The sequence below is a fragment of the Actinoplanes sp. NPDC020271 genome (assembly GCF_044388125.1).
In the GTDB taxonomy this organism is placed as follows: Bacteria; Actinomycetota; Actinomycetes; order Mycobacteriales; family Micromonosporaceae; genus Actinoplanes.
This window is the reverse complement of sequence record NZ_JBIRWQ010000073.1, coordinates 1,658-3,257: the sequence shown is the minus strand read 5'-3', so window position 1 is coordinate 3,257 and position 1,600 is coordinate 1,658. Positions and strand designations below refer to the sequence as shown.

At 55.2% G+C, this 1,600-nt stretch carries 1 rRNA gene (only partly in view); it reads left to right on the top strand.

What is annotated here, in order from left to right:
• Positions 1-69: 69 nt before the first annotated feature.
• Positions 70-1,600, top strand: a 23S ribosomal RNA gene (locus ACH442_RS47795); it runs 1,601 nt beyond the window's last position.

Here is a 1,600-nt window from a genome sequence, read left to right as displayed (position 1 = left end):
GCGTGATCGGGTTGTGGGTTGGTCGTTGGTTGAGAATTGCACAGTGGACGCGAGCATCTTGTTTTCTGTGGTTAAGTTGTCAAGGGCGAACGGTGGATGCCTTGGCACCAGGAGCCGATGAAGGACGTGGGAGGCCGCGATAGGCCTGGGGGAGCTGTCAACCTAGCTGTGATCCCAGGGTGTCCGAATGGGGAAACCTGGCACGAGTCATGTCGTGTCATCCGCACCTGAATTCATAGGGTGTGTGAGGGGAACGCGGGGAAGTGAAACATCTCAGTACCCGTAGGAAGAGAAAACAAAAGTGATTCCGTGAGTAGTGGCGAGCGAAAGCGGATTTAGCCTAAACCAGATACGCGTGATAGCTGTCAGGCGTTGCGTATCCGGGGTCGTGGGACCTACTTGTTGCAGCTGACATTGTGGCGAGAAGTTACAAAGTTACTCGTTAGTCGAATGGTGTGGGAAAGCCAGCCGTAGACGGTGAGAGCCCGGTAGACGAAAGCGTGTGACCTTCTTGTAGGTATCCCGAGTAGCAGCGGACTCCTAGAATCTGCTGTGAATTTGCCAGGACCACCTGGTAAGGCTGAATACTTCCTGGTGACCGATAGCGGACAAGTACCGTGAGGGAATGGTGAAAAGTACCCCGGGAGGGGAGTGAAATAGTACCTGAAACCGTTCGCCTACAATCCGTCAGAGCCTTTAGGGGTGATGGCGTGCCTTTTGAAGAATGAGCCTGCGAGTTAGTGGCATGTGGCGAGGTTAACCCGTGTGGGGTAGCCGTAGCGAAAGCGAGTCTGAATAGGGCGTTTTTAGTCGCATGTTCTAGACCCGAAGCGGGGTGATCTAGCCATGGGCAGGTTGAAGCGTGGGTAAGACTGCGTGGAGGACCGAACCCACCAACGTTGAAAAGTTGGGGGATGACCTGTGGTTAGGGGTGAAAGGCCAATCAAACTCCGTGATAGCTGGTTCTCCCCGAAATGCATTTAGGTGCAGCGTCGTGTGTTTCTTGCCGGAGGTAGAGCACTGGATGGTCTAGGGGGCCTACAAGCTTACTGAAATCAGCCAAACTCCGAATGCCGGTAAGTGAGAGCGCGGCAGTGAGACTGCGGGGGATAAGCTTCGTAGTCGAGAGGGAAACAGCCCAGATCGCCAGCTAAGGCCCCTAAGCGTGTGCTAAGTGGAAAAGGATGTGGGATCGCATGGACAACCAGGAGGTTGGCTTAGAAGCAGCCATCCTTTAAAGAGTGCGTAATAGCTCACTGGTCAAGTGGTTCTGCGCCGACAATGTAGCGGGGCTCAAGCACACCGCCGAAGCTGTGGCATTCACATTTAGGTGTGGATGGGTAGGGGAGCGTCGTGCAGCGGGTGAAGCGCCGGAGTGATCCAGGTGTGGACGCTGTACGAGTGAGAATGCAGGCATGAGTAGCGAATGAAGGGTGAGAACCCCTTCCGCCGGATGACCAAGGGTTCCAGGGCCAGGCTAATCCGCCCTGGGTGAGTCGGGGCCTAAGGCGAGGCCGAGAGGCGTAGTCGATGGATAACGGGTTGATATTCCCGTACCCGCAAAGAAACGCCCAAGACGAACCTCAATGTACTAACCACG